This is a genomic window from Spirosoma terrae (genome assembly GCF_010435915.1).
Lineage (GTDB): Bacteria > Bacteroidota > Bacteroidia > Cytophagales > Spirosomataceae > Spirosoma > Spirosoma terrae.
Map to the genome: position 1 here is coordinate 18,131 of NZ_JAAFZH010000007.1, position 22,998 is coordinate 41,128.

The 22,998-nt window shown below is 48.5% G+C and carries 20 protein-coding genes; 4 read left to right on the forward strand and 16 right to left on the reverse strand.

Annotation, left to right across the window (positions count from 1 at the left end; genetic code table 11):
• Positions 1-33 precede the first annotated feature (33 nt).
• Positions 34-1,950 carry a CocE/NonD family hydrolase gene (locus tag GK108_RS16360; protein ID WP_163950668.1) on the forward strand — a complete coding sequence of 639 codons (1,917 nt, stop codon included), beginning with the start codon at positions 34-36 and terminating at the stop codon, positions 1,948-1,950.
• Between the two features lie 27 nt (positions 1,951-1,977).
• On the opposite strand, the gene GK108_RS16365 is transcribed toward GK108_RS16360, so the two are convergent.
• Together GK108_RS16365 and GK108_RS16370 are read right to left on the reverse strand one after the other, a co-directional pair.
• The gene (locus tag GK108_RS16365; RefSeq protein ID WP_163950671.1) at positions 1,978-3,309 is read right to left on the reverse strand and encodes a DUF2911 domain-containing protein; all 1,332 of its coding nucleotides are present in this window, start codon (positions 3,307-3,309) and stop codon (positions 1,978-1,980) included.
• A gap of 11 nt (positions 3,310-3,320) precedes the next feature.
• Positions 3,321-3,887 carry a collagen-like protein gene (locus GK108_RS16370; protein WP_163950674.1) on the reverse strand — a complete coding sequence of 189 codons (567 nt, stop codon included), beginning with the start codon at positions 3,885-3,887 and terminating at the stop codon, positions 3,321-3,323.
• 264 nt (positions 3,888-4,151) lie between these two features.
• Here GK108_RS16370 and GK108_RS16375 point away from each other — a divergent pair, with 264 nt between their 5' ends.
• A complete protein-coding gene (locus GK108_RS16375; RefSeq protein ID WP_163950676.1) occupies positions 4,152-5,576 on the forward strand; it encodes a sensor histidine kinase in 1,425 nt (474 codons plus the stop codon).
• Positions 5,577-5,656: 80 nt separating this feature from the next.
• On the opposite strand, the gene GK108_RS16380 is transcribed toward GK108_RS16375, so the two are convergent.
• The 13 genes from GK108_RS16380 to GK108_RS16440 form a co-directional block, all read right to left on the reverse strand.
• Positions 5,657-6,127, reverse strand: coding sequence for a VOC family protein (locus tag GK108_RS16380; RefSeq protein WP_163950678.1), 471 nt, complete (start codon positions 6,125-6,127; stop codon positions 5,657-5,659).
• A gap of 125 nt (positions 6,128-6,252) precedes the next feature.
• Positions 6,253-6,876: a response regulator gene (locus tag GK108_RS16385; RefSeq protein ID WP_163950681.1), complete on the reverse strand. Its 624-nt coding sequence runs from the start codon at positions 6,874-6,876 to the stop codon at positions 6,253-6,255.
• A gap of 123 nt (positions 6,877-6,999) precedes the next feature.
• A complete protein-coding gene (locus tag GK108_RS31295) occupies positions 7,000-7,998 on the reverse strand; it encodes a sensor histidine kinase (RefSeq protein ID WP_163950683.1) in 999 nt (332 codons plus the stop codon).
• Between the two features lie 98 nt (positions 7,999-8,096).
• Positions 8,097-8,765 carry a hypothetical protein gene (locus GK108_RS16395; RefSeq protein ID WP_163950686.1) on the reverse strand — a complete coding sequence of 223 codons (669 nt, stop codon included), beginning with the start codon at positions 8,763-8,765 and terminating at the stop codon, positions 8,097-8,099.
• A gap of 19 nt (positions 8,766-8,784) precedes the next feature.
• Positions 8,785-9,327, reverse strand: coding sequence for a hypothetical protein (locus tag GK108_RS16400; protein ID WP_163950689.1), 543 nt, complete (start codon positions 9,325-9,327; stop codon positions 8,785-8,787).
• 21 nt (positions 9,328-9,348) lie between these two features.
• A complete protein-coding gene (locus GK108_RS16405; protein ID WP_163950694.1) occupies positions 9,349-10,863 on the reverse strand; it encodes a S8/S53 family peptidase in 1,515 nt (504 codons plus the stop codon).
• Between the two features lie 1,101 nt (positions 10,864-11,964).
• Complete coding sequence (locus GK108_RS16410; protein ID WP_163950698.1) at positions 11,965-12,210, reverse strand: hypothetical protein; 246 nt, start codon at positions 12,208-12,210, stop codon at positions 11,965-11,967.
• A 64-nt stretch (positions 12,211-12,274) separates the two neighbouring features.
• Positions 12,275-13,582, reverse strand: a complete 1,308-nt coding sequence (locus GK108_RS16415; protein WP_163950701.1) for a DUF5018 domain-containing protein — start codon at positions 13,580-13,582, stop codon at positions 12,275-12,277.
• A 58-nt stretch (positions 13,583-13,640) separates the two neighbouring features.
• Positions 13,641-16,349, reverse strand: a complete 2,709-nt coding sequence (locus GK108_RS16420) for a VWD domain-containing protein (protein ID WP_163950704.1) — start codon at positions 16,347-16,349, stop codon at positions 13,641-13,643.
• A 118-nt stretch (positions 16,350-16,467) separates the two neighbouring features.
• Complete coding sequence (locus GK108_RS16425) at positions 16,468-16,863, reverse strand: hypothetical protein (RefSeq protein WP_163950707.1); 396 nt, start codon at positions 16,861-16,863, stop codon at positions 16,468-16,470.
• Between the two features lie 14 nt (positions 16,864-16,877).
• Positions 16,878-17,693: a hypothetical protein gene (locus GK108_RS16430; RefSeq protein ID WP_163950710.1), complete on the reverse strand. Its 816-nt coding sequence runs from the start codon at positions 17,691-17,693 to the stop codon at positions 16,878-16,880.
• A gap of 114 nt (positions 17,694-17,807) precedes the next feature.
• On the reverse strand, positions 17,808-19,337 hold the full coding sequence (locus GK108_RS16435) for a PQQ-binding-like beta-propeller repeat protein (RefSeq protein WP_163950714.1): 1,530 nt from the start codon (positions 19,335-19,337) through the stop codon (positions 17,808-17,810).
• Positions 19,338-19,442: 105 nt separating this feature from the next.
• Positions 19,443-19,781 carry a hypothetical protein gene (locus GK108_RS16440; RefSeq protein WP_163950717.1) on the reverse strand — a complete coding sequence of 113 codons (339 nt, stop codon included), beginning with the start codon at positions 19,779-19,781 and terminating at the stop codon, positions 19,443-19,445.
• 233 nt (positions 19,782-20,014) lie between these two features.
• Here GK108_RS16440 and GK108_RS16445 point away from each other — a divergent pair, with 233 nt between their 5' ends.
• Complete coding sequence (locus GK108_RS16445) at positions 20,015-20,350, forward strand: Bor family protein (protein WP_246224935.1); 336 nt, start codon at positions 20,015-20,017, stop codon at positions 20,348-20,350.
• Positions 20,351-20,382: 32 nt separating this feature from the next.
• Positions 20,383-21,915 carry an FAD-binding protein gene (locus tag GK108_RS16450; protein WP_163950720.1) on the forward strand — a complete coding sequence of 511 codons (1,533 nt, stop codon included), beginning with the start codon at positions 20,383-20,385 and terminating at the stop codon, positions 21,913-21,915.
• Positions 21,916-21,919: 4 nt separating this feature from the next.
• Here the strand turns inward: GK108_RS16450 and GK108_RS16455 are convergent, their stop codons facing one another.
• Entirely contained in the window at positions 21,920-22,738 is an 819-nt protein-coding gene (locus GK108_RS16455) for a glycoside hydrolase family 16 protein (protein ID WP_163950723.1), read from the reverse strand.
• Positions 22,739-22,998 lie beyond the last annotated feature (260 nt).

Below are 22,998 nucleotides of genomic sequence, written 5' to 3' on the forward strand. Positions count from 1 at the left end.
CTGGCTGCAACAGCTCACTATCAATAATCATTTATGCGGTTCTATCAATATCAACAAACTCAACTATACGTAAAAAGCCTGCGCTTCCTTATCGTTTTTTTCCTGGTCCTATCCACCCAAAAACTGGCGGCTCAGGGTGGAGCAAACAAGGAAGACTCGTTGTACATCCGGCAGAACTATACCAAAATCGAACGGCTGATTCCTATGCGCGATGGCGTAAAGCTTTTTACGTCGATTTATATGCCGAAAAGTACCGCGCAGAAATACCCCATTCTGCTGGATCGCACCCCTTATAGTGTGGCTCCTTATGGCGAAGACAAATACAAAACCTCGCTGGGACCCTCTATGCTGTTTGCCCGTGATGGCTACATTATTGTTTATCAGGACGTTCGCGGCAAATATATGTCGGAGGGAGAGTTTGTAGCCGTGAAACCGTTCATGCCGAACAAGAAGAAAAAAACGGATGTCGATGAGAGTTCTGATACATACGACACCATCGACTGGTTGTTGAAGAACATCCCTAACAACAACGGTCGGGTTGGAAGCTGGGGCATTTCAGCGCCCGGCTTTTACACCACCATGACGGCCATCGATGCGCATCCGGCCCTGAAAGTTGCTTCACCACAGGCCCCCGTAACGGACTGGTATATGGGCGACGACCGGCATCACAACGGCGCATTCTTTCTGATGGGAACCTTCGCCTTTCTGTCGTCGTATGGCGCCCCCCGGCCGGAACCGAGCGCCAAAGGGGCTCCCCAATTTTCAGCCTATGGCACACCGGACTCCTACGAATTCTATAAAAAGTTAGGCCCCATTCGGAACGTAAACGAGAAGATTTTCAACGGTCAGAATGTCATCTGGAATCAGATGATGGAACACGGCAATTATGACGAGTTCTGGCAGGCCCGTACCCCGGTTCCGCATCTTAAAAACATCAAACCTGCCGTACTGACTGTGGGGGGCTGGTTTGATCAGGAAGATTTGTACGGTCCACTGAAAACCTACGCAGGTATTGAACGGAACAACCCCAAATCGCCGAACCTGCTGGTGATGGGACCCTGGATTCACGGTGGCTGGGCGCGTTCGACGGGGGAATTACTGGGCAATATTCGGTTTGATTCCAAAACGGCTCCCTTCTACCGGGAAACTATCGAATTTCCTTTTTTCAATCATTACCTGAAAGACGCCCCGAACCCTAATCTTCCCAAAGCCTACATTTTCGAAACCGGTGCCAACGAATGGCGTAAATATGACCAGTGGCCACCGAAGAACACGCAGGAGAAGAAACTCTATTTCCATCCAAACGGCAAACTGTCGTTCGATGCACCACAAACATCGGCCCAGTCGTTTACTGAATACGTCAGTGATCCTAACAAACCCGTTCCGTTTACGTCCGAAATTCGTATTGTCCGGGGTAGTGATTTCATGTACGAAGATCAGCGCTTTGCGGCAACCCGCCCCGACGTACTCGTATTTGAATCTGATACGTTAACCGACGACGTAACGATTTCTGGCAACGTACTGGCCGACCTCTTCGTATCGACCACCGGAACCGATGCCGATTTTGTGGTCAAACTGATCGACGTTTATCCGGGCAATGCGCCCAACAACAGCCCAATTGCCAGCACCAAAATGGGTGGCTTTCAACTGCTGGTTCGTGGCGAGGTGATGCGGGCCAAATTCAGAAACAGCTTTTCGAAACCCGAACCCATGAAACCAGGCGAGGTGACGGAAGTGAAATTCGATATGCAGGATGCGGCTCACCGATTCAAGAAAGGGCACAAAATTATGGTGCAGGTGCAAAGCTCCTGGTTTCCGCTGGTGGATCGAAATCCACAGAAATTTGTCGACATCTACCAGGCCACCGAAGCCGATTTCCAGAAAGCCACGCACCGGGTCTATTTCTCCCCGCAGCAGCCATCCAGCGTTTCAGTACGTGTAGTTGAGTAGTAGTCTGTCCAGGCTACTCTGGACAGACTACTCAATAGGCAGAAATACTTCGACTTTTTCCCAACGTAGCATAACACCATCCGAAATAACGGCAAACGTTAGCCGTTCGGTGTACTCGTGCGGACGAACCATTGCCGAAACCCGGACTACATCCTCATTTTTAGTATATCCGTTGGTTCCCCACAGCTTACTGTTTGCGTTCAGGATAATGGTCCAGTAGTCGGGCCCAGGAATGGTAAAGATCGAATACGTTCCGGCGGCTATTTTTGTATTGTAGTCGACTGTTACGTCCCGGTCGAACGTAATGGTAGTTGCTTCGTTGGCGCCTGTCCGCCAAAGCTGACCATAGGGCGCAACGGTTGACCAGACGTCGCGCCCCCGAGCGGCAATTTGAGAGTATCGTACCCGAATAAATTTCCCGTTAATCTCGCCCTGGGCAGCCGATCGTGGCGAACCCGCCTGTGGAGTGGGCGTACTCACGGGTTCCATATACGTATTGGATTGCGTAGCATTTGTATTGCCCGCCAACGTAGTGACACGACCAAAATCGACTTCAAACTGCCGAATCATCCCCGATGACTGAAATAAATCGACCAGGGGCGGAAACTGATCGTGATCGCTCACAAGCGGGTAGCAGGCTCGGGCCAGCGTCATTCGTCCGGATTCTTCCGGATAACTTGCCAAAACTTGTCGGGCCTGCGCCGATGTCATGCTACGTAGTGAACCCGTCTGTCGCAGTTTAGTCAGCATGGCCTGGAGCGGATCGCCAACCGTACTATGCTGCGACTGGATAATAAACCGAATGTCGGTAGCATTCATCATCTGCCTGCCCGAACCGGACCCTCCCGATAAACTACCAACGCTGTTAGCGGACATGAATTTCCAGCTATGCGCCCGTTTGTCGCCCGTGAACCGGATCAATGGCTGCCCCGACAAATCCAGCAAAACCGTTTGCTGAGGAGACGTAGTGGGGTCGACAAAAATAACCCGGATACGGTCGAGGTTCCAGTTATCATACCCCTCGAAAGCGTTACGTCCGTTGCCATCGTGGGCAATTTTTATGCCTTTGAAATCAGACGGTTTCCAGCCGCTGCCCATCGGAAACATAAAGCTAAAACTGGTGTTGTTGCCCGACCCGCGTCCATCATTGATATTAACATCGGCCATCCCCGGCCCCATATTGGTGGTTGTGTATAACGTAGCAAGAACGTTCTGTCCATTACGCAGATCGTCGCCACCCGTATAGAGCGTGAGTCGCAGATAAGGGTTATTTCCATTCTGAGCCAGCGTGTGCCCCGAAAACCATAATAAGCCAAAGAGTAAACCCGCTAGCCGACAGGGCTGTAAAATAGAGGTCATGACGTAGCAGATTAATCGGGCAGATTATAGAATTTCTTTACCTCCTCATAGTTGGCATAATCTACGGCTGCTTTACGTGCGTTGCGAAGATCGTTGGCAGGAATCAGCACGACCCGAACAGCCGTGGCATTTAAGACTAATCCGGTACTGACTCGCTTAATAAATAGCGTAGAATTAGCAGCTGGCGATATATATGTTCTGAATTCGCCATAAGAACTTACTTCCCCAGGAATTGAATACCACAGCGTACCCGTCGAGACATAGGTAAAATAGGCACTCTTACTAACAAAATCAGCATTTACGCCCGTCATCAATAACTCAACTGATGTACCAACGGTATTGGCCCAGCTTTTTGCACCGTAACTTATCTGAATCACATTGGCATTACCATTCTGACCAGCCGGGCCCGCTGGCCCCGTAGCGCCTGATGGCCCGGCGGCACCCTGAGCTCCAGCAACACCTGTGTCACCTTTAGGACCCGGATCACCCTGCGGTCCTTTGCAGGCAGAAAACGAAAACAGAACAATGCACACCAGTAAAAAGGAGTGCGCGATACGAGACGTAGCAGATGTAAGCATGGTTGAATAGATTAATAAGACAGTTGTTTGACAATTACCTCCGTAGCACCCACTCTTTCATAGTTGCTACCTTCCATGAAGCAAAAGTCGGGCAGGCCGCCTACAGAAAACATCCCATAAAAGGGGGATACGTGCTACGTTCATCGTACGAATACATTTAGCGATCGGCAATTATATCACTTTGAGTAAATAGTATATTTACAAGTCAATACGCCCGAACCTGGCGGCTTCGTCCTGCCGGGCTACTGCTAGACATCCACACCTATGCTGCTTCTTTTTGACTACAAAACACTACGTATCTTCATGGACGGCATGCTGTGCATGATGCTGGCCTATACACTGATCTCGTATTTCTGGCACCATAAACAGACCTATTCGTTATACAGCCTGTATCTGTTTTGTATTTTCTGGTATCTATACCTGAATGATCAGTATCATCTGGATATTGATCAGCACGCATCTGTCCGGCAGATTCAGTTTGGAATGCTCACCGAAAGTATTGTACAGTGCTTTTCCTTTATCATCTATGGGCGGTTTGCTGTTCTGCTGATGGACTTGCAGACCAACGATAAAACCAGTGTTAAGCTCATCAACGCCATTTCCATATTATCCCTGCTACTGATTATTGTTGATGTCGTTAGCTATATGACCGGGACAACAGGCAACTCCATTCAGGGTAATTTTCACAGTTTTAGTCGCTACGTATTGGCCGCCTTAGCACTGGCAACAGTTCCCCGGATACTTCGACTTAAGAATCAGATTTTGTCGTTTTTCATTACTGGTACGTCGTTTTATCTGATAGGCGCGATTTTGGGGCTGGTGATGTTTCAGACGGGTTGGGCTACTCGCCAGCCAGAAAAGCCCTTCACGTTCCCAATGACACCACTTGAAATTGGCGTTATTCTGGAATCAGTTTGTGTGATGATTGGTATATCATTGCTCAACCGACGTAGCGAACGGGAAAAAATTCGCATTCAGGCTCAGCTCATTGAGCAGCTTCAGGAAAATGAACGGAAACAAACCCGGCTCAACAACCTTAGAGACGAGATAGCGCTGGATCTGCACGACGAAATTGGCTCACAACTAAGCTCAATTAGTATTCTTAGCCAGACAACCAGCCAGTACGTAGTCGATGCTAAGGTACAGGATCGACTGCAGACCATTAGTCAAACCGCGCGGCAGGTGATGGATTCGATGCGGGAAATTGTCTGGAGCCTTAACTCATCCAGTAATTCCTTACAGCATATTGGTCTGTGCATTCAGGAAACGGCCTATTCATTGTTTGCGGACAGTACTATCCAACTCTACATCGAGTGTGATCAATTGGACGAACTAACCGGGCTTACCCACAAACAACGACGCGAGCTGTATCTGATTGCGAAAGAGTGCCTGACGAACATACTACGTCACGCTCAGGCCACCCGTGTCTGGATTCAATTACGAACAACGCCTGATGGCTTGCTTCTGTGCCTGAAAGACGACGGCAAAGGTTTTTCGATAGCCTCCAAGACGAGCGGAATTGGTTTACAAAGTGTTCGTCAACGGGCTCACCAACTTGGCGCATTGCTGACGATCAATACGGCCGACGGCCAGGGAACAACCGTACTCATTACACTACAGTCTCACCAACTGACTAACCCAAATCCGATAATTTCCCACCGGCAGATTACCGATCATGAAGTAAGGTGAATTAAAAAAAAACGCTCCGACTGATTTGCAGAAAACAGCTGGAGCGTTTCAGATACTAGTAATACTACGTAGTCAATACGTCAACCCGCGTAGGCTTCTTCCAGCGTTTTGATATCGAGTTTGCTCATTTTCAGCATGGCCTGCATCACCCGTTTTGACTTTTCGGGGTCTTTATCGCCCAACATTCTTCCCAACGCCGACGGTACAATTTGCCAGGATACGCCAAATTTGTCTTTAAGCCAGCCACACGGCCCTGGTGTGCCCCCTTCAGACAGCTTTTGCCAATACGTATCGACTTCTTCCTGCGTTTCACAGTCGACAAACAGGGAAATCCCCTCCGAAAACGTAAAATGTGGTCCGCCATTTAAGGCAAAAAATTCCTGTCCGAATAGTTGAAACGTAACAGACATTGCGGTTCCGGCGGGTACGGGTGCCCCTTCTCCGTATCGGCTTACGGTGTTGATGGCTGAGTCTCTAAAAATAGAGGTATACATCGTAGCAGCTTCCTCTGCCTGGTTGTTGAATGTAAGGAATGTGGTGATCTTTTGCATGTTGTTTACCATTTAGACAGTAGCAAAAGTAAAGCAGATCAACCGAAAAAATGGAGGGCAAAAGCGGCAAAAAAAGGGGAATTTACGACAAATAGATGTAGACGTTTACGCGTAGACTCAATACATCAGGAGCGGTATTTAGACACGGCTTCCACCACCGAATGAACGTGTAGTTTTTCGTAGATACGCTTAATGTGCGTGCGCACGGTTTCGATCCCGACTCCCAATTCGGCAGCGACCAGTTTATAGCTCATACCCTGCGCCAGATAATACAGCACCTGACTTTCGCGACTGGTTAACTGATCGAGGTCGGCTGACTGTCCGACTTTAGACGGAAAGGATTGAATAACCTTGCGAGCAATACTGGGCGACATGGGGGCTCCTCCGGCATATACTGACTGGATCGCGTCGATCAATTGCGTTGGTGGCGTTTGTTTGAGCAGATACCCCGATGCGCCAGCGCACAAGGCCCGAAAAACGCGGTCATCATCGTCGAAAACCGTAAGCATCAACACCTCCACCGCCGGAAATTCCCGATGCAAACTCGATACGGCCTGAATACCATCACGACCGGGTAAATCAATATCCATCAGCACTACATCGGGCTGATGTTGATACGTTTGATCGTTCGCGCGCAAACAATCGCCGTAAGCTCCCACCAACGTACACTCATCGGCATCATCGACAAGGGCACTCAAGGCTTCCCGCAGAGGAACATTATCTTCATATATCAGGACACGTATCGGCATATACTGGTTTGACTATCATTCAAGTTGAACGTTTCTATTTTACAATAATTAGTTACAGCGAGTAAAAGTAGACGAGAGTCCGTTAGATGGGTATCCCATAAAAGGGGGATATTGGCCCAATCGTTAAACCGGGAATTTTAACGATACCGTAGTGCCTGCTCCTATCGCGCTCCTGACCAGCAAAACGCCCCCTAGTAACTCCGCCCGTTTTCTCATATTATTCAGCCCGTTTCCTCCTGCCGGGTTCCTACGCTCGGGTTTCTCCGGATCAAAGCCATCGCCATCATCGTCAATGACTAAAACCAGTTGACCACCCTCCCGGCTTAGTTGAACACGAACCCGACTGGCGTTTGCATAGCGGGCGGCATTGGTAATAGCCTCTTTGTAGATCAGAAAAAAATCGCGCCGACGTTCGGTCGATAAGCTCATCTGACATACCTCATCCGCTACGTCTACCTGCAGAGTAACCTGCTTGATAAATTCGTTATCGGCGCCAAATAACCCCGACGCTACGTCGGTCATTCGGCTAACCACCTGCTTCATGGAATCATGGTCGGGGTTGATACTCCAGACAATATCACCCATAGAATCCATCACCTGCCGGGCCGTCTGACCGATTCGATCGAGCGTAATCTGTGCTTTAGCCGGATCTTTTACTACGGACCGGCTCGCCGTCTGACTCAAAATACTGATGCTGCTCAGGTAACTCCCCATATCGTCGTGCAGATCACGGGCAATCCGGTCGCGAACGCGCTGAAGGCGAATAAATTGACGAAGACGATAAAGGTAAAACAGATATATGGCTACACCGATAATGAACACCATAAGTAAGGAAACTACTGGCCAAAACCACCCTTTTTGCCAAAAAGGCTGTGCTACTAGCTCAATGTGGGCGGTAGAACGTATGGGTGTATCGACTGCTTCGATCCGTAAAACAAAATCTCGGGCTGGCACATCATCAAGATGAATTACATGTTGCTTACCGATTCGACGCCGAATAGGATCAGGTTCCAATCGGTAAGCAAATGAGGGCGAACTGGCAGGAAATGGGTTTTCAAAGTAAACAGTCAGACTATTTTTATCGCGCTGAAGGAAAAGAGGCTGTCCAGGTTGTGGCTTCACCTCTAACCCGTTTACGATGATCTGCTTTATTCGTATGGGCACGTAACTAGTCTGCGCCCATACATGATGAGCCGCGAACAGGCCTATCCCAAGGGCAATTAACCCAATGGCAAGGCACGGGAACGACTTTGCCAGAATCCTATGCACGTAAATATGTACGAAAGTAGGTTTGAAAGCGGAGCCAGCGTATCATAGAATAAATTAAATAATCGTGCCGAATACGTGTAGAGCTGACTACCAAATAAATTTAATAGCAACGTAAAAAGATTTAATACTAAGACCCCCACAACTATATATACAACCGGTTGTCGACGTAATGAAACTGCCGTACTCTGACGAAGTTGATTCGTCAAAACAAGCAATGCCATTGAGATCACAACACAACTTTCAATACTTGACAGCCGTAGGGCTGTATTTAATGAACTGCCCCAAGTCCATATCCCCCAACCCATAAAAAAAAGTAAACCGACACACAACCCCTGATAAAATTTCTGTAAAAACGGACTGTGCATAAATGCCGAAAAGAAAGCAGTCATCAGCACAGCATCCGTAGCCGTATTCACATAGAACATGACGTGATTATTAATGTGCTTTGCCATTAGATAATCTCCAATAAGCGAAATCAGCAGTCCAACAACAAGGCTTAGCCAAAATATACGTAAAGGCCAACTAAGGTAGGTCCAGCAATAAATACCTACCCCAATTGGCACAATAGACATATATAGCACCACCTGGAACATTTTCTCTAAAAAGAGCTCAATATCCATACTCGGTTACGCTGATAGTTTAACATTGTCCGTTCGAGGGACATGGCCTAACTCTGGCTCCATCCGGCCCGTTACCTGCCCCTGGTTTTCCAGTTATGAACACTACGTTAGGATTCGTTAGTCCACCAATACCTTTAAAAATTAGTTGAAGCTGCCCTCCTTCTCCCAATGGCTTATCCATTCCAAAACAGATCTGAACAGCTTCACTATCAGCAAATGCCGTTGCCACCGCACGAAACTGATTAATGCCAATAACATATCCAGTTGTCCCTTTATAATCAGACTGTTTCGGATCATAGTGATTAGACCTTGTTGCATGGGGAGCCAGAATGGGCTCAACAACGGATTCATGAAAAGTAGCTCGCAGCATGCTTGCCTCTAAACAGTCGTTATTGTCAACAGTTTCCAACTCCAGTAAACCCGCTTCCCGATCCGCTAGCGTTGTAGAAAAAATTTTGCTCAGCTCCTCCCTGGCGTTATCGGTAAGAAGTGGCCAGATTGACGCATTAGGCCCTAACAAGTCAACTATTTGCTCGGCAGATAGACCCATTGGTGATTCCATAGACTAAACGGTTTAGAAGTTTTAATTATTAACCATTGCACTGATTTGTTCATAAATCCGGGCCATATCAGGTATAGTGCCAGTTAGCATGTCGCTAACCCTAACGTCTAGAGCCGAAGAATCAGGATTGCACAGCAGTTCCCGAAGGCGATAAGGGGGTAAATAGGAGCACAAATCTTGCCGCCCGTAGCGCATAATCATCGACTTATAGATGCTCTGAATCTGGCAGGCAACCCCCGCAATTACGGCCGCAGCCGCAGAAGTCTGACCATAATCGACATCCTTTCCATCTTTGCATACTATACTCGCTACCGGAACCGGCGCGAAGCAGAACCGCTTCGATAACATTGCCCTGGCACTGTAATTTCGGCCATTCATAAAGCTTGCTGCAGATTCATAAGCAGCCCCGACCAGGATAGCACCGGAGTCGAAATCGAGTAGTTGATCATCGACATTTGCAATGCTTTTAGGTATGCCGTTACCGGCCGGCTCCACAACTGTAATGTCCAGGCAATGCGTTGCATACCAAATCAAATGGCGCCCTACTTCCTGATACTCAAACGGTAGCCCCCCCGACGTCCACTCGTACTCGATCAATACTATGTCGCCCGGAGAAGCCAGACAAATAGCTTTCAGCAAGGCTGCCTCGGGCTTCTCATGATACGTAAGAGGCTTATAAGCGGCAGCCTCCGGGTTTTCATTGAGAATAAGGGGCATGTATGTCGAAATGAGTTTCGCAATAGTGGCATCAGGCACAATGCCAACCTTATCCCTTTCGGTTACCTTTTCACCGCTTGCGACCAGAACGCCTAATGTTTGAGTACCATGCGTTTTATCACTGAACGTCAACGGACCATCTATTAACGTTTCGTTTTCCCCATTTTCATAGGCATAACGAGTCTGGTTACTGGCTATATAATCCGGCAATTCAGGATTATCTATTCCCCAGCACACTTCGACAACAAAGCAGTTTGCTTGATGGCCACGCCCCCCCTCATATTGCCAACCGGTCTGAATACCCAGCAACTCTATATGATTGAGAACAGGCCAATTCTGGACTGGCTGACCCGACACCAGATTTGGAGTAGCCTCATAAACGCTAAGCGCTATGTATGGAAACTTATTTTTTGTTCCCCTGATAAGTTCGTCTGCAAACTGTTTCGCAACAGTAGCGTCAAGGTAGATGTATAAATATCGGAATAGGTTATCAAGAGCTGGGCCCTCATTCTGACATTTCTGGATATGCTCGTAGTAATAGTCTACTTGATCGTAGCAACCATCAAACAACAAGAAATACCGAATCGGTGTCCCTTTGCTCGTAAACACTTTAGCCAAATCTCTCAGGAACCTGAACAACGTATTACTTAACCCAGTATTTATTACCCCTAAATTTTTTTTAAAATAGCTAGCACCCCGCTCGAAATAGAGTTGAGGTAAGTTAAAATAAGAGAACTCGTATGTAGCATAACGTCCATCAAAAAAGACCTCGTTCGGCAGTTTAATAATCCATCGGGTCTGGTTGCTGTCTTGCGGCATTCTGGTAAAACGATTGAGCTCAATACGATAGAATTATAGAACTTATCAGGGAATCATTCTCCTCTGTAACGGTACTCCTTCAAACCTCCCTGGTAGTACCGATATACTTAGTTAATTAACAGGCCACATTAGTAAGCAATAATCGGTCTGGCAATCCGGAAACACCAACTATTGGCAGTATCCAGCTTTCATAGATAAAGCAATGCTAGTAACCAGCACATAAATTATGTAACAACTTTCACACTAAATCCAGCCAGGTACAAATTTTCATAGTCTATTTACTTTAAGGTAAATAGACTGATCTAAATCCGCACAAATTTCGTAAGGCATTGCCTGTCAGCACCATCCCATAAAAGGGGGATACAGACAGTGCGAATGTCTCTCCCGACCGCTAACTAGCCAACTTCCCTTATCCCCCTTTTATGGGATGGCCCTTTGCTTTATAGCAACCGAATTTTGGGGCATCGTAATGCATTTGCCTTTCACCACAAGACTATGCAATCAGGGAAATTCGCAGGACGCTTTTTATCGGTTTCACTATTCTTCTAAACGTCAATCACGCTCATGTTCACAAGCTGGAAGCGTATAGTCTGATTGTCAGTGTCTCGAAAGGAAGAATCGGCGATATACTTATTGCCAATGCGGATAAGATGACTAGCATACAAGATGCAATCCTAACTTTTACTTACACTAAGCAATAGTAGTATTCCCTACAGTCAGCCGCTGGCTTCTGAAGCGTACGACTCTAGATGGGGACACAAGCTTTGGATTTTATACCACAATTTAATGCAGATTTCGGCCTCCTCCGTTCGATCCCAATTGCGATTTGCGTATCACCTGGTGCGAAACAATCATCTAAGACAGATAATCGCTCGTTTTCTTATTCTTCATTCTCTGCTGCCTCTATTATTTAATACAAAACGTACTACAATCCGGGCGAAACCTCGAGTTGTAGTACGTTTTTCTTTCTGGCGAACGTAATGTTTATACGCAGCAGTTAGAATCGTTAGTTCGTTAGATTATGCTTTATCCGCATAAATATCAGGCATGTTATTTTGAAGAAATCGGCTGGGGCGTAGTATGTGGCTTGGTTACTATCGATCAGAATAGCCAACCGATCGATACGCCGGGCAGAATTTGTTCCAGATTGATGTATTTGTGCTTATCGCCGAAGTCCCGGTAATCGTCGGTGATACGTAACGACCCGTGTAGTTGCGCGCCAATCCCTAACGTAGCACCGAGCACATCGGCCGAAAGCCCCACCCGCATTCGGTGGGGCAACACCTGAGCTAATAACGGCATAGCCAAAGCCCAGGTGAGGAGGCTGATTAAACAGAGTTTGTACATGGTGTGGGGGCAGACTATCAGTATAACTATAGACTGACTCAGAAGAGCTAAAAAATCAACAACGTTACTGGCAACCCTCGTAAGCGTAGGTATACGTACTGGTACCGGTGACCATCGACGTACCCGACAAGAAACTACTTGTATACACATAACTCGCTACGTTACCCCGGCTATCGCCCTGATAGACCCAGCTGGATTCGTTGGTTTTGGTTTCTTTACCGGCCGCGTCGATAGTATAGTTAACCAGTTTTGCTGTTAACCCATTGTTTCCATACGTAGCTGGTAACGTAGTCGGATGGCCTTTAAAGCCCAATGGGTTTGTGGGTGTATTCAGCCTTTTATCAACACTTTCATAGGTTGTATACCCTGTTTTGCCACCACTCGCATTATAGTTTTCAATGACTGTATTCTGACCTGCAGCATTGTATTGGTACACCGATGACGTACCATTCGTGTTGACTCGTTTGGTCACAAATCCCTGGCTATTAAGCGTGTATGTAGCCTGATTGCTCGTGATAGCCGTAGCTAATCCATTGGCAAACGTAGTAGTTTCCTGTAAACCTGCCGACGACGTATTAATTCGTTTATTCACATTTCCCTGAGTATCGTATTCATACTGCGTGGTTGAACTGGAACTAGTCCCACCTACGGTAGTTATCACCAGCTCCGTCTTTACCATCCGTCCATTTTGATAGGCATACGTAGTGGTCATTTCCCTGAGACTCGAATTTGACGGTGTAGCATACCAATAACTGCGCACCGAACGGGTTAAAAAGCCGTCGGCATCATAGGTATAAATGGTTGTGTTCGACGAGATCAGTGTGTTATTCCCATCTGCATTTTCGGTCTTCTCCTGCACCAGTCGATTCTGACCATCAACCTGATACGTTGTTTTCGATCCGCTCGTGGTTGATGTACCAACAATAGACACAACCCGGCAAACCGACGACGTAGCGGGTGCTTTGCTGACCGTAACCGAATAGACCTGCATACTACCATCTTCGGCACTAACGGTATACGTAACAACTTTTGAAAAATCCTGCGCCACGCCCGAACCGGGGGAGACAGTCGCCTTTGATGGCAACGAAATAGACGGAGCCAGTTTCGTTACGTCTGTGCTGGCCGGAACAGTAGCCGTAATGGTTTTGGCCGTGGCATCAATAGTTGCCTTAACAACCGGGGTCAGCGCACTGAATTCAAAGCCCAGAATGTCTTTGGCCGAACTTTTGGTTGTGCCCGACGTAATGGTATTCGAACCGGGCGTGGTGGTGGTTCCGCCGGGCGTTACGACGGGATCTGTTTTTTTGCAGGATGCGAGACTGAGCAGCCCCAACATGACCAACGCCACGAAAAGACGATGATACGTTTTCATAAGAATGAATAGAAAAATGGTGTGGTGTAACTAAAAAATAACAAGGGCGTAGTGACGCCTAAGGCGTAAAACTCCACCACTCCTTGCTCGATCCTAGACCCAAATACGCTTTTCCATTTACAACCGGCACTTGATAAAGGCCCCGTGCTGTATTCGGACCTATGGGCGAATAGATTTCTTTGCCCGGGTATTTTGTCCAGGTATCGGTTGTGGCATCATAGCTCTGCACGTAGCGATCATTGATGGAATAGAACGTATTACCAATCGAACAGTAGTATTTTGCCCCAAACGAATTCGCTCGTTTCTCCCATACGTTTCGGCTGGGTATATATTCATACCAATCGCTCCAAACGGTACCACTGCCCGATCCACCACCAACGAATGGGCGACCGTTAATAACCGTTGCGATACCGTTAAATTCTACATTGGTGATGTTATTCCCTCTGGGTTTAGCCAGAAAATCGGCTTTCTGTGTCCAGCTATCTGTAGTGGGGTCATACTCATAAAAGGTACTTTTAGTAGGGTAATCGGTCTCACCCAGCCCCCAACCCGTAGTACCAAATAGGGCGTATCCTTTACCACCCGTAGCAAAAGCGGCTATATTATACCGTGCTCCGCCGGGAATGCTTTTGCGCTGCGTCCATTTGTCGGCCGATACGTCGTATTCCCAAAGCTGATCGGTTCGGGTATTGTCGATGGCTCCACCAAGAAAATAGATTTTCGTACCGATAACGAACGTACCGCAGTATCCAAAGCTTGTTTTGGCATTAGGGAAAGGCGTTTTGGCAGTCCACGTATCCGTAGCCGGGTCATACATTGCCCAGTCGACAGAGGTCTTACCCAGGCCGGCGTAAATTTTATCGCCAACAGTCAGACCCACCGCTCCTTCGGCGGCTTTACCGGGAAAATCAGCTAATCGCTGAAAATAGGCAGCCGATTCTTCTTTAAGTTTAATACCCAGTGCCATCTGATCGGCCATTTCGTCGCGGCCTGTAATCAAAACATCCAGCATACAATCAGACAGATCCGATTCGTGGATAATCCCAGCTCTCCGACAAGTCTGTTCTGCCTTATTACGAGCCGCCAGATCAAAATCAAACATGGATACGTGTTTGAGCTTGACGGGGTAATCGGCAATGGTATAGGTGTCGGTATTTTTACCAGCCGCATAGACCAGAATGGATTCGGCCTGTTTTATTCGCCAGTCGCCACAGAATTTCGTGTACCAGTCGGCTCGATTAGTGGTGGTCAGTGGTGGTCTGAAAATCTGCCCCGACTTATCCTGAAAATCGTCATCAGGGTTGTCGTTGAATTGGCCCAAAAGCCCTTCTACCTGATTTTTTCGCTTACTCGACAGCGTTCGAACGTACCAGCTCAGGTTGAACGTTGGATTCGTTCGAACCTCAATCAGATCGCCCCAGGTAGTGGCTATCATATACTGATTAGCACCAGGCCGAGTCATATAAGCCCGCTCCTGCAAAAGTTGAGTACCTGTAAAATCAGCCTTTATTTCCTGCCCGTTGAGATGAACCGTTAAGGGTTTTACGGTAATACTAACCACATCTTTTCCCGTACGCACGGCAATCGACGTAGTGATCGATGCCCCCGTCTGATTAGCGGTTGCTGCACTTGTCACAGGTTCGAAACGGACCTGCACGGCAAACTCATCGTTTTTCGAATGAATAGCCCAGAATTCTCCCGCCGGATGAAGTAGTTGTTTTGCTCCATCCAGACCCACGATCATCGGATCTCCCTGAGTACCACTGGCGGAGCGGCTTGAGCACCCGCCCGCAGCTACTCTCCCGCCATTTTTATTGCTACTAAATTCAGCCACTAACCGATCAAATTCAGCTTTAATGGTATCGACTGTCTGCTGAATACTGTCAGCGGTACTGGTACCGAGATTACCCAATAAACCGGCAATGTCAGAAACGAGCGTATTCATGCCGTTGAGGAAATCGGTCAGAGCACTTGTTGATACGGAAGGGCAAACGCCCGACGGCGTAGGCAGCGAAGCAGGGTAGCCCGAGTTAGTTGATGAACTCCCACCACCACCGCTGGAAGGAGGTGGCATAGGCATTCTCGTTCGCCAATCTTCTTCGGGGTACCCATCGAATTTGGCATTTGCTTCAAACCGATCAATCTGTTCCTGGCTGGGTGCGCTACCATACATTTCTTCCCACTCTCTTATCTTAGCCCCTACTACCTGAGAGACCGTCTGCGCCTGAACAGGCGTGGCTACGAAGTCACGCAACAACTTTCCAACCCACGCATACCATTCGTCAGGTTGTGCTCTCTGAAAACCATTATAGCCAAACTGCACGGATTTACCGCCCATGATATCGCGTAAAACATCGGGTTTTAGTTCTATAGAGCGCACATAACCGGGCAATTTCTCGAGGTGTTTTAACGCCAGATTTGTCAGCGTAGCGTAGGCCGTCACACGCTCATCAGCCTGTGCTACTGCGCTGCGTAATTGTTGGAGTAAACTGCGAATAGTCGAAAAATCGCGTAGGTTAAATTGAACGTAGCGCCCGTGCACGTCATACTTTTTGGACAATTGCTGGTATTTGATGTCGACGATTAACAGACCCACGTTCTGATTAGCGTCAATCGTTTGCAGTTTAAGATGAAAATAGCCAGGCGTGTCGCTCTTAGAAGTTGTACTACCTGGCCCCACCGGATCATTCTCGGGTTTCTTGCACCCCTCGAACAGCGCGGGCAGGAATAGCCCAAGTAATAAAGAAATGGGAATGATACGTTTCATGGGTATGGATGAAAAAGGTTCGTTCTATGGATAGTTGCCGGTAATGAAGTGGCTCCAGCTAGACTTCGTACACAACACAACCGGTAAAAAGCTGCCTGCTGCTATCGGGACCCGACGTTTACGAATTACCCTCTCTTAGGCGCTCCAGCAATGATTCTTTATCCTGAAAAACGATTGTGGGTATTGCGAGAAAAGTGGTGACGACCACGAGGCTGTAATCGATGGTGCCCCGGAACGGATCGTCGCCATTACTATCACGCAGGAGTAAACTCCCATCGACCGATAGCCATTTCCGATCGTCGCTGATCGCAACATCAAGCCCGACAGTCACTTGCTGAAAATTATGGTCGCCGTTGGTAAAGGTTACATCGTAGCCTCTTACAAAAACAGTGGCATCGTAGATAGTCGTACCTGTATCATCCGGTGCGACGGTAAACGCTTCGATAGTAGTCGTGGATACGCCCCGCGTTTCGCCGAATGTAAGCGTCCCTTGTCTGAAATGAACGGATTGCATAGCTACAGGTATGTTTAGATAAATGAGAGCGTTCCGCCTGCATAAGATGACGTGAGCGGCCTTGATGAGGTGGATTTTATGAGTTGTACCGTAAACGAAGCGACCGCCCGGCACCACTCGGCTGGAATCGTGAAAACATGCCCCTGTCTGCCGTCTGATTCAAGGGCTATTTCATGCGTCTGGGCATAGTGCTGATTTTGAGCACCATAATAGTCGAGACGGAGCAGCAATGGGCCAGCACCTTGCAGGAGTTCGGAGTGGGCGGGGTCAAATTCAGGCAGTACCTGCACATCGACCTTCAGATCAGTAGGTACATTGGCTTCGTAGGGCCAAACCGTATTGAGCAGCCGAAATTCATCGCGCCCACCGTTTAACCAGCGACCATTAACCGGTTGTCTGATCTGGAACAGGTCAATCAGCAGACCCGGCACAACCAATTGCTGTTCGGCTTCGGTCATGGGTTCGCCCAGCACGGTCAGCCGGGTCTCAACAGTGAACGGATCGTTCCAGTCTACATCCCAAAAATCGGTTGAGCTGTCTTTCAATACGGCCCGAACATCCAGATGAACATTTCCGCCATAATACTGGCAACCAATCAACAGTTTTTGCCAGGCCAGTTTATGATCGGTGTTGGGGAAATGAGCATCGACCGTAGCGAAGCCGGGCAGCACGTTGCGGGGTAGGCCTGCAAAAACGGTCTGAGCACTCCCTTTGGCCGAGTGGTCATATTCGTTTGTTGGAAGAGTCGATAGTTCGGCAGTGCCAAAAGGGAAAAGTGGTGTATCGCGCCCGCCCGATAGGGTGCAGGTTGTTTGGCTAAATAGTAGCATGGTTTCAGGGAGCTAAATCTGGGATGTGTTCCAATGCACTTTGTCCGTACAGTCTTTGTTGGGGCTGGGTGAGTGAGTCGTTTTCATGAAATAAATTTGGTTCTGGATAGCTATCTATTGCTGAGCACCGCTCCGGCCTGAATTGAAAACCTTGCCATTTTTGGCAACTATGGTCGGACTGGAGGTTAAATTCTCAGTGATAACTGCCTGCCATTTCTCTGTACCTGTCACGGCATCGAAGGCATATAGCGTTTTGTTTTCACCGGTAATGTATACCACACCGTTTACCACAACGGGGCTGGTAGAACCAAAAACCGTTCCCGTCGTACCAACTTTGGCACTCCATTTCTTAGTGCCGGTTGTTGCATCTACGGCATATAAATTTGCGTCGGAGCTGAAGAAAAAGACCAGTCCGTTAGCCACAAATGGACTGGAATAAACATCGCCCCCCGTCAGGAAGTCCCACTTTTTGGTGCCCGTGGTAGCATCCACCGCGTACAATCTCTTATCTCCACTACCCACATAAACGGTATTGTTGGCAACGGTGGCGCATGATCCCAGGCTGCCGAGCGTTGTTCCCATCTGGTAAGTCCATTTTTTTGCACCGGTAGCTATATCGACAGCGTGAAGCGTATTGGGTGCGCCTGTTGCGTAAGCGACTCCTCCAGAAATTGCTGCCCCGGTCTGCACTGCCGGATACGTCCATTTGCGGGTTCCGGTGGCAACATCGATAGCATACATACCGGTGCCCCCCACTACGTATGTAACGCCCCCGATCACGACCGGACTGGCCAGCGAATTGCCACCGGTTACTGAAAACTCCCATTTTTTTGTGCTGCTGGTCGCATCTAAGACGAACAGTTTACTTTCCGTTGGGACATACAGCACACCGTTGTCGAGCGTCATGGCTTCGGTAAGTTGCCCGTTAAGGCCGGCGTATTCCCAAAGACGACGGCCGGTACTTACATCGTAAGCCATAACGCTGTTGTAGCCGGTATAAAGCATTGTTTTATCTACGGCTGGTGACGCATTGGCACTGCCTCCTGTTATAGCGTATCGCCCTTTCTGTTTCCCCGTGACGGCATCGAAGGCATAGGTATAGTAATTTGCCCCGACATAAATCGTTTCGGCATCCTCACTGCTTGATACGACACCTGCGTCGCTGGTTTTCACCTGCGCTACGGCCCCATATCCCGTTCCCTTCTCGTTGGTGGCGTAAGCCCGCACGTAGTAAGTCGTATTGGCTTCCAGATTGGTGAGCTTGCTGGTGATGGTTAGCGGAAATGGACCCGACGTAGCACCCAGTTCTGTTTTACTGTCGGCCAGTGTGGGCGTCTGACTAGTTTTGCTGTACACAAACCCGTGCTGGCTAATGGCGGCCCCGCCGTTGCCGGTAATCACCGCCGATAGGATTGCCGACGTTGATGTACTACCCGACGCAATGGGTCCGGTAGCCGTGTTTACGCTGGGCACCGTTGTTGCGGCTGAGGTGCTACTACCTGGCGTAGTGGTAGTGTTACTACCCGGATTGGTGGTGCCGCCACCCGGGGTAATGGGATCAGTGGTTTTCTTACAGCTCTGGAGGCTCAGCAGTAACGTAGCGCAGACGCCTACCCAAAAAAATACGGATAATAACGATTTCATGGCGATGTAGATTGAAGCGAAAGGTAAAGTATCGCATCAAAGGTCTACACGCCCTGCTTGAAGCACCATCCCATAAATGGGGGATACGGCTTTATTCACAACATATTATTCGGCCTTAGCCCGCAAATAGGCCACCGCCTGAATAATTACGTGCAGTTCACATAACTCTTCCGTTGGCCCTCCTCCCGATTCGAACGTAGTGACCTCCCCGTTTTCGGCAATAAAACAGCCCATGACAGATGGGCCACTCGGCCAGATTTCAATCTTTACCAGAAAGCCTTCGGGCCGGATACTCTTTAGTACGTCGCGACTACGGCTGTAACGTAGCGGCAACGGGTGCGCCAGAAAATGTGATACGTGCAGGTCCAACGCATCGAGCGCCGTCGAATCCGTCGGATCGATTGTTTCCAACATGGAAAGCAACGTAGGAGCATCCAGTGTCATAGTTGAGATAGAATAATGTGGATATTGAAAATTACGGCGATCTCGACGGTAAAAAAACTATTACTACGTTAAAACGAACGAATCAGAAATTTTACCGATAAATCTCCCGATTTTCCGTTTCCTCGAATTACGTTCTTTCCGACTATTACCCTGTGTAGCCTACAAACATAATCGTTGACAGGCTTTCCGCTACGTCCACCCTTGTTCAGATCCGTAAAACCACCACATCAGCCATGTTTAACCTTTCCTACCTCCCTCTCCGTCGGGTAGCTCTGATGGTTCTTCTGCTCAGTCTGCAGAGCTGCTACCACTACCGGGTATCTACGTCCCGATTCGACCCCTCCACCGGCTATCAGAAACAAACGGCCCATTCGTTTTTCTGGGGACTGGTTCAGCAAAATGTCACTGCCAAAAACTGCGATTCGTTGAAACTGAAAAGCCTGGATGAAGTTCGTGTAACCACCAACTTTGGTTATTCGCTCCTGACGGTTGCTACGTTAGGCATCTGGAGCCCGGTTCAGATTGAATGGAAATGTCCTAAACCATGCCCTCGCGAAGGCGAGCTGTAGCATCACGACGTATAAACCCTCCTATCCACACCATGATTATTCATCCTACCAATCAAAAAAAATGGTCGCCCCGGCACGAGACGTTTGTTCAGGCCATCGATAACCTTTACGATCTGGCGAATGACGACACCGGCAACGTTCTAACCGATTATAACGCATCCACGACCGGGATTCAGGGTATTTTGCAGGACGCCATTCAAACAAATCGTCGGCTGCGGGTTGTTGGTGGCGAATGGTCGTTTACAAAAATCACGGCGACGGATGGCATCATCCTTAATACGAAGCCGCTGAATTTGAGTATGCGCATTACGGCGAGTAGTGTTCATGGTCAATACGTTAACACCGCTAACGATCTTTATTTTTCGCAATGTGGCGTGTCTGTCCAGGAATTGAGCGAACGACTCAAGGTAAGAGGTCGATCGTTAAAGACATCGGGGGCCAGTAACGGCCAAACGATTGCTGGTGCCTTATCCACTGGTACGCATGGGTCCGCTTTTACAGTAGGCGCTTTCCCTGAATTCGTCGTTGGATTGCATCTCATTGTTAGCCCAACCCGACATATTTGGCTGGAACGGGCCTCTTATCCGGTTGCGTCGGATACGTTTATCAGCAAGATTGGCGCCGAACCCGTGCGCAACGACGACTTATTTAAAGCCGCCCTGGTGAGTTTTGGCAGCTTCGGTTTCATTCATGGTGTTATGATTGAAACGGTGCCGCTGTTTCTGTACGAAGCGTATCGGCGACGAATGCCCCTGGATGCCTTACTCGAAGAGAGCATGCGGAGGCTCGACTTTTCCGACCTGCCGTTGCCGCACCCCAGCGAAAAACCGTATCACTTTCAGGTGGTTGTCAACCCATATGATCTGGACAAAGGAGCCTACGTAACAACCATGTATAAGCGGTCTTATTCACAAACGTATACACCGCCCTCGATCAGTCCGGCTGGCGTCGGTCCTGGCGATGATGCGCCTACGTTTGTCGGTCTGATCACGCAGGTAGCTCCAGCGCTTGTACCCAGCGTTGTTACGGCCATCACCAAGCAGCAATACCCACCCTACGAAAATGTGTGGGGAACCCACGGCGAAATCTTTTCCAGTACAGCCTTTCACGGCAAAGTTCTCAGTGCGGCCGTGGCTATCTCAGCCGACAAGGTTTCTGAGGTGTTAAGCCTGTTGCTGGACCTGAATCAAACAGCAGGGCCATTTACGGGTATATTCGCCTTCCGATTTGTGAAAGGTACGGATGCCACGCTTGGTTTTACCCGATTTGATACCACGTGTGTGGTAGAGCTAGATGGCGTTTACTCCACCGATACCGTACAATTCTGCGATGCGTTGTGGGATGCTTTGGAAGCAGCCGGTATACCGTTTGCCTTTCATTGGGGTAAACTGTTAAACCTGTCTAAAACACGGCTACGAACGATGTATTCAGACACCAGCGTAGATGCCTGGATTAAGGCCAGAAACACCCTGATGCGGGAAGAGGATTCGCTAAAGCTGTTTACCAATCAGGCTATGATTGACTGGGGATTGGATACCATCCTCGTACCCAACCCGATCGTCTAATTCTCTACTGATAAACGCGCACATAGTCGACCTCCATCCGGCGTGGCCATATGGTTTCATCGACGCCTTGCTGGCCGCCCCAATTACCACCAACCGCTACGTTCAGCAGTAAATAAAAGGGCTGCTCAAAGGGCCATTCGGCTACGTTACTTCCTAAAGCAGCTTTCTCAACGGTATTGTACTTCTGGTTGTCTACGTAGAAGTCTATTTTGTCGGCTGTCCACTCCACAGCATACAGGTGATAGGTCTGCGTAGCATCCGGAATACGAATTTGTTTCCCTTTCTGGGTTTTCCTGGCGTGGTTGTACGCTTCGGTGTGAATCGTTCCGTGAATAACCCCCTCGTCAAAGCCAACGTGTTCCATAATGTCGATTTCGCCACTTAAGGGCCAGCCAGCCGTTTTGATATTGTCGCCCAGCATCCAGACGGCAGGCCAGGTGCCCCGCCCGGCCGGAAGTTTGGCATAGGCCTCGATACGTCCCTGCTTCCACGACGCTTTGCCACGGGTCAACAACCTCGCGGATGTGTATTCCTTCCCTTGGTATGATTCTTTCCGGGCTTCAATGATTAGTTTTCCGTTTTCGACTCGGGCATTTTCCAGCCGACGACTCGTATAATATTGCTGTTCATTGTTGCCCCAGCCATTCCCTCCTACTTCATAGCCCCATTTGGTTGAATCGGGCAGGCCGTTTTTATCGAACTCATCGGCCCAAATGAGCTTGCGAGCTGGAAGTGTCGACGGAACTGGCTGATACGTACCATTAAAGCCAAAACAGCCTGCTGCCAATAGTGATACAGTTAGTACTGCTGAAAAGCCATTCATCGTTGTTTGTTCGTTTAATTCTGAGCGTTCGTTTTTGTTCACTTCTCGTCTTGGCAGGAAATGGTACCAACATAGTACGTATCAACGGTATACGTATGTGTTTCCGTTGATACATCACAGTCAGTAGAGCAACTTAACAGCTGACTCTTACTCGAATCCAGCATTGGCGATGTTTGTTCACAACGATAACAAAAGCTCGTTGATTGATAAAATCAATATAACCACGAGTTCAGTAGATGATAAAACTACATATCTGAACA

Coding starts and splice junctions, on each gene's coding strand:
- GK108_RS16360 (WP_163950668.1), top strand. CDS start 34: ATGCGGTTCTATCAATATCAACAAACTCAACTATACGTAAAAAGCCTG.
- GK108_RS16365 (WP_163950671.1), bottom strand. CDS start 3,309: ATGACCTCTATTTTACAGCCCTGTCGGCTAGCGGGTTTACTCTTTGGC.
- GK108_RS16370 (WP_163950674.1), bottom strand. CDS start 3,887: ATGCTTACATCTGCTACGTCTCGTATCGCGCACTCCTTTTTACTGGTG.
- GK108_RS16375 (WP_163950676.1), top strand. CDS start 4,152: ATGCTGCTTCTTTTTGACTACAAAACACTACGTATCTTCATGGACGGC.
- GK108_RS16380 (WP_163950678.1), bottom strand. CDS start 6,127: ATGCAAAAGATCACCACATTCCTTACATTCAACAACCAGGCAGAGGAA.
- GK108_RS16385 (WP_163950681.1), bottom strand. CDS start 6,876: ATGCCGATACGTGTCCTGATATATGAAGATAATGTTCCTCTGCGGGAA.
- GK108_RS16395 (WP_163950686.1), bottom strand. CDS start 8,765: ATGGATATTGAGCTCTTTTTAGAGAAAATGTTCCAGGTGGTGCTATAT.
- GK108_RS16400 (WP_163950689.1), bottom strand. CDS start 9,327: ATGGAATCACCAATGGGTCTATCTGCCGAGCAAATAGTTGACTTGTTA.
- GK108_RS16405 (WP_163950694.1), bottom strand. CDS start 10,863: ATGCCGCAAGACAGCAACCAGACCCGATGGATTATTAAACTGCCGAAC.
- GK108_RS16410 (WP_163950698.1), bottom strand. CDS start 12,210: ATGTACAAACTCTGTTTAATCAGCCTCCTCACCTGGGCTTTGGCTATG.
- GK108_RS16415 (WP_163950701.1), bottom strand. CDS start 13,582: ATGAAAACGTATCATCGTCTTTTCGTGGCGTTGGTCATGTTGGGGCTG.
- GK108_RS16420 (WP_163950704.1), bottom strand. CDS start 16,349: ATGAAACGTATCATTCCCATTTCTTTATTACTTGGGCTATTCCTGCCC.
- GK108_RS16425 (WP_163950707.1), bottom strand. CDS start 16,863: ATGCAATCCGTTCATTTCAGACAAGGGACGCTTACATTCGGCGAAACG.
- GK108_RS16430 (WP_163950710.1), bottom strand. CDS start 17,693: ATGCTACTATTTAGCCAAACAACCTGCACCCTATCGGGCGGGCGCGAT.
- GK108_RS16435 (WP_163950714.1), bottom strand. CDS start 19,337: ATGAAATCGTTATTATCCGTATTTTTTTGGGTAGGCGTCTGCGCTACG.
- GK108_RS16440 (WP_163950717.1), bottom strand. CDS start 19,781: ATGACACTGGATGCTCCTACGTTGCTTTCCATGTTGGAAACAATCGAT.
- GK108_RS16445 (WP_246224935.1), top strand. CDS start 20,015: ATGTTTAACCTTTCCTACCTCCCTCTCCGTCGGGTAGCTCTGATGGTT.
- GK108_RS16450 (WP_163950720.1), top strand. CDS start 20,383: ATGATTATTCATCCTACCAATCAAAAAAAATGGTCGCCCCGGCACGAG.
- GK108_RS16455 (WP_163950723.1), bottom strand. CDS start 22,738: ATGAATGGCTTTTCAGCAGTACTAACTGTATCACTATTGGCAGCAGGC.